The sequence below is a fragment of the Okeania sp. genome, assembly GCF_983059655.1.
In genome coordinates this window covers 1-5,865 of record NZ_CEZPJD010000106.1, presented here as the reverse complement: position 1 = coordinate 5,865, position 5,865 = coordinate 1, and the positions used below count along the sequence as shown (strand labels likewise).

The 5,865-nt window shown below is 38.8% G+C and carries 2 protein-coding genes; one reads left to right on the top strand and one right to left on the bottom strand.

What is annotated here, in order from left to right; genetic code table 11:
- Nucleotides 1-792: 792 nt before the first annotated feature.
- Complete coding sequence (gene miaA / locus AC3DU7_RS08735) at nucleotides 793-1,689, bottom strand: tRNA (adenosine(37)-N6)-dimethylallyltransferase MiaA (RefSeq protein ID WP_488038963.1); 897 nt, start codon at nucleotides 1,687-1,689, stop codon at nucleotides 793-795.
- Between the two features lie 623 nt (nucleotides 1,690-2,312).
- Between miaA and gyrB the strand changes: the two genes are divergently transcribed.
- Nucleotides 2,313-5,561, top strand: coding sequence for a DNA topoisomerase (ATP-hydrolyzing) subunit B (gene gyrB / locus AC3DU7_RS08730; protein ID WP_488038962.1), 3,249 nt, complete (start codon nucleotides 2,313-2,315; stop codon nucleotides 5,559-5,561).
- Nucleotides 5,562-5,865 lie beyond the last annotated feature (304 nt).

The window sequence follows — 5,865 nt, the reverse complement described above, 5'->3', positions numbered from 1 at the left end:
AGAGAACGTGGTTTTGAGCAGATTTCTTTGGAAGTTATGTATGCGGCGAAGGAAGCTGTGGGCGCTTAACGAAATCAGAAGTCAGAAGTCAAAAGTCAGAAGTTGTTTTTGTCACCGGGATTTGAGCAACCCAATCCTGTTTGATAATTGATTTTAGTTAACTTTAAGGTAGGTTTTGCCTACCTTTTTTTGTTTTTTATGGCACTTGTTTAGTAAATGTTCATTACAGCGGTTTTCATTTGGGTAGACCACAGTAAACATCTCCATAAAAGAGGGAGTAGGGAATACAAAAGAAGAAAAACAACTGTACTTCAGTAACTTGAGAAACGCTATACAATATATTAAACAATTCCTAAATCAATCTGGAGGTAATTATGTCAGAAAAATTGACTCTTCTGCCCCATGAATATCCAGACACCAGTAATATGATTCTGGAGGAGGAGACACGGAGACACGGAGACGCGGGGAGGGGGAGACATGCAGATAGATGGATGGGGGTTTTCTTTAATGAATAGAGCGAGTAGATTGAATTAGAGTTGTTGGGAATTAAGCTAAAAAAATGGCTAAAACCCTTATTGGTCAAAGTTTATAGCATTTTTCACGATTATAGAACTGAAAACCTTATTCTATAAGGTTTTGAGCATTATTCAATTTTTATTTCCCAACAACTCTATTAATTACTCAATTATCCAATCTCCGCGTCCCTGTGTCACCGCGTCTCCGTGTCCAATCTTAAAAACTTACCCTTGTAAGCACTCCTCCACTCCCCCACTCCCCTACTCCCCTACTCCCCTACTCCCCTACTCGCTGCCAAACTCGATCTAATAAACCTGGTGCTGCTGCATCAAACCATTCAATTTCTGGATATGCTCGAAACCAAGTTCGTTGTCGCTTGGCAAACTGACGAGTATGTAAAACTGTTGCTTCTATCGCCTCACTTAAACTAATATCCCCTGCCAAATATTGTTTCATCTCTGCATAACCTAATGTATCTAACAATGGTAACTCAGCACCATATTTTTCACACAAAAATTTGACTTCTTCCACTAACCCAACTTCCACCATTTTATTAGTCCGATGACGAATACGATCGCCCAAAACTTCCACATCACAATCTAATCCTATCTGCAAAATAGGATAATTTGGTGGGTTTTCTCCCTGCTGTTGGGAAATGGGTTTCCCACTCACATAAAAAACTTCCAATGCTCGCAACGTTCGTACTGCATCATTAGGATGAATTTTATCAGCAGCAATCCCATCAACTTGTTGTAACATTTCGTAACATTGTTTTTGACCTAAATCTGCTAGTTGCGATCGCAACTTTTCATTAGGCCCAACTCTAGGAATCTTCAAACCTTTAACTACTGCCTTAATATATAAACCCGTACCCCCCACTAATAAACTAGGAGATGCCACACCAGTTTTACTAATTAAATTTTGTGCCTGTTCTTGATATTCTGCTAGGGTTAAAATCTCCGTGGGTTCACAAATATCTACTAGGTAATGAGGTACTAATTCCCGTTCTTCTATAGTTGGTTTTGCCGTTCCGATGTTAAAATATTTATACACTTGACGAGAATCTGCACTAATAATCGCCGATCCTAGTCTCTGGCCTAAACCCAAAGCTAATCCAGATTTACCCGTAGCAGTAGGCCCACAAATAGTAATTAGAGAAAAGTCAAAATTCAAAAGTCAAAAGTCAAAAGTTAGACAAGTTATTGGTTTCTACATATTATTCTATCAAGAAATAATTCAGGTCAACTCTCCGTCGTTTCCCCTACCTGACTCCTTGTTAATTGAAGAAGTTAGAAATTTAATTTCTAATTGGGGATTCTCATCAACAACTAAAATTAGGCCGATGTTTTATATATTTGAGTCGGCATTCATCCCCACCTCACTTTAACAATTGATAATGAACAATGAACAAAGAATAATGGATAATTACCTATCCTTGAAAGAAGAGGATTGAACTTAAGGAAAATATTTTCTTTTTATTTTATTCATAATTCATAAATAATGAAGGAGGTCTTATACCAAATTCAGCAATTATCAATTATCAATTATCCATTATCCATTGAGAAGGGTGTCCCGATCCTTTTTTTAGGTCGAAACTTCTGTCTAAATTTTTGTTCATTCTGTCTCCTGACTCCTGAATCCCGACTTATGACTCCTGGGTACCTACATCCCCTAAATAAATTTCTCCTCAGAATAGCCCAGAGTCGCTTTTAAGGCTTTTATGTTATAATTTAGTAGAACTTTATCATTTTTTGACAAAAGTTGCGATTAAAGCCAGTATTAGGAGGGATATTGCTATGGCCAGCAGCGATTATGGCGCTGAACAAATACAAGTTCTTGAAGGTCTCGAAGCGGTACGCAAACGACCAGGAATGTATATCGGTTCCACAGGGCCTCGGGGACTACATCATCTAATCTACGAAGTTGTCGATAACTCGATCGATGAGGCGCTAGCTGGTTATTGCACCCACATCGAAGTCGATATGAATGAAGATGGTTCTATTAAAGTTACAGATGATGGCCGGGGTATTCCGGTGGATACCCATTCTAAAACAGGTAAGTCAGCTTTAGAAACAGTTATGACTGTTCTCCACGCTGGAGGTAAATTTGGTGGTGGTGGCTATAAAGTTTCTGGGGGATTACACGGAGTGGGAGTTTCAGTAGTCAACGCTCTGTCAGAGTGGGTAGAGGTAACGGTTTGGCGCGATAAAAAGACACATCTCCAACGTTATGAGCGTGGCAAACCTACTGATAACCTGAAATCTAAGTCTAATAAAGAAAAGCGGACAGGTACATCAGTACATTTTCTCCCCGATGAAGAAATTTTTACTACAGGTATAGAGTTTGACTACAGTACTGTTGTTGGCCGTCTGCGAGAGCTAGCATATTTGAATGCAGGTGTCAAGATTACGATAACAGACCACCGCCTGGAATTAATCAAAAGTGATGAACCACGAATTGAATCTTATTGTTATGAGGGTGGGATTAAGGAATATGTTATCTACATGAACCGGGAAAAGCAACCTTTGCACGAAGAGGTCATTTTTGTACAAGGGGAAAAGAATGATGTGCAAGTGGAAGTAGCTTTGCAATGGTGTGTGGATGCTTTTAGTGATAATGTTCTCGGTTTTGCCAATAATATTCGGACTATTGATGGTGGTACTCATTTGGAGGGGTTGAAAACTGTTTTAACTAGAACAATGAATGGTATTGCTCGTAAGCGGAATAAACTCAAAGAAGGTGATTCTAATTTGGGTGGTGAAAATGTCCGGGAAGGTTTGACGGCAGTTATTTCTGTAAAGGTTCCTGAACCAGAATTTGAAGGTCAAACAAAGACTAAGTTGGGCAATACTGAAGTTAGAGGTATTGTTGACTCTTTGGTAGGAGAAGTTTTAACTGAATATTTAGAGTTTAATCCTCAAATTGCTGATGCAGTTTTAGAGAAAGCTATTCAAGCTTTTAAAGCAGCAGAAGCAGCTCGTCGAGCGAGGGATTTAGTTAGGAGGAAATCAGTTTTAGAATCTTCTCCATTACCAGGAAAACTAGCCGATTGCAGTACGAAAAATCCTGAAGAATCCGAGATATATCTCGTTGAAGGGGACAGTGCCGGGGGTTGTTTTTTTAGTCAACAAAAAATTTCTTTGGCTGATGGACGTAATATTAGTTTGGCAGAAATAGTAGCCGAACAAGCTGAGGGTAAAGAACATTTTTGCTACACAATTAATGAGAAGGGATATGTGGCAGTTGAAAGGATAATTAATGCGAGGATGACGAAGCAAAATGCCACAGTTATTAAGATAACTTTGGATAATAATGAAACTATAATTTGTACTCCAGATCATCCTTTTATGCTCAGAGATGGTAGTTATAAACCAGCAGCTTTATTAACACCAAATGATGCTTTGATGCCTCTGTATCGAAAGTTATCTCAAAAGACAAAAACTGGTCAAGGATTAGATGGTTATGAAATGGTTTGGAATCCTAAAAAAGATAGTTGGATTTATACCCATTTATTAGCAGACTTTTATAACTTGAATGCAGGAGTATATAAGTCAGGAGATGGCAACCATCGTCATCATGTTGATTTTAATAAACTCAATAATAATCCTACCAATATTCAGCGACTTCCAGCAGAGGATCACTTAGTATTACACAGGGAACATCTTGAATTCACTTTGCATCGTCCCGATGTTAAAGAAAAAAGTCGTCAAGCTCATACAAATGATCAATTTCGGGCGAAGATGAAGGAACGAATGCAGGAACCTGAGACGCGAGAGATTTTGTCACAACAAGCTAAAGCACAGTGGGAAGTCGATGAGTATAAGGCTTTTATGGTTCAGAAATGGCGCGAGTTTTATGATGGCAATGAAGAGTATCGTGCAGAAAATCGCGAACAGTTAATGAAAGCACAGCAAGAATATTGGAGTAAAGCTGAGAATTGTCAAGCTCAAGCTGAACGAGTGCGGGATTATTTTGCGAATAACCCAGAAGCACGGGAGGCAGCTTCTGAAGTAGCAAAACAGCAATGGCAAGATGAAGATTTGTTGGAGTGGCGACGGCAAAAAACTAAGGAACAGTGGACTCCTGAATTTCGTGCCAAGCGTCGCGAGGCGTTAAATAAAACTTACTATCGCAAGACTCTTGAGGCGTTGCATAAGGTTTACCAGAGTTCTCGTTTCATAGATTTGGATTTGTATGATATTTATCGTCGTCGCGAGAAGGATAAGTCGATGTTGAAGTTTGAGACTTTCTGCGACCGCTATTTTGGAGGAGACGAATTTTTAGCGCGGGATGCCATTCGTAACTATAATCATCGGGTTGTTTCTATTGAACCTCTGGAAGAGCGACGGGATGTTTACGACATTGAAGTTCCCAATACTCACAACTTTGCCTTAGCTAGTGGAGTTTTTGTTCATAATAGTGCCAAACAAGGTCGCGATCGCCGTTTCCAAGCAATATTACCGTTGCGGGGTAAAATCATCAACATTGAAAAAACGGATGATGCTAGGATCTACAAAAATAATGAAATTCAATCAATGATTACAGCTTTAGGTCTGGGTATCAAAGGTGATGAGTTTGATGTTGCTCAACTACGCTATCATAAAGTAATTATTATGACTGACGCAGATGTTGATGGTGCCCACATCCGCACGTTGTTATTAACATTTTTCTACCGATATAAACGGGCGTTGGTTGACCAGGGTTATGTGTATATTGCTTGCCCTCCTTTGTATAAAGTGGAGCGTGGTAGGAATCATTACTATTGTTATAGCGATCGCGAACTCAACCAACTGGTTCAAAATGAGTTTCCTGCTAATGCTAACTATACTATCCAACGGTTTAAAGGTCTCGGTGAAATGATGCCAGCACAACTTTGGGATACGACAATGAACCCAGAAACACGGACTTTGAAGCAAGTAGAAATTGAAGATGCTGCGGAAGCAGACCGGATATTTACTGTATTGATGGGCGATCGGGTTGCTCCCCGGCGCGAGTTTATTGAAACTTATGGACCAAAATTGAATATTACTGATTTGGATATTTAATATTAATTAATAATGAATAATTAATAATTAATAATGGGTAATGAAAACTATCTCTAAGTTATCAATTATCAATTGGTAAAGAGGCTTTAGAGTTCTGGGGATTAATTATCCATTATCCATTGGTAAGGTTTTATCGTAGGGATTTGGTCTCCAAACCAAAGTTCTAAGGGGATTTGGAGACCAATATAATTTGATTTTTCTCAAGCTTGACGAAGGATTGTTTTAGGTTTATGATTAAAAGATTTTAATTAATAAAAGTAGTATAGTTTTTTCTCAAGAGGCTAATAAAAATGAAAACAAAACA

What these genes read in the sequence shown, in the direction of transcription:
- gyrB (WP_488038962.1), top strand. Translation starts at nt 2,313, where the DNA reads ATGGCCAGCAGCGATTATGGCGCTGAACAAATACAAGTTCTTGAAGGT.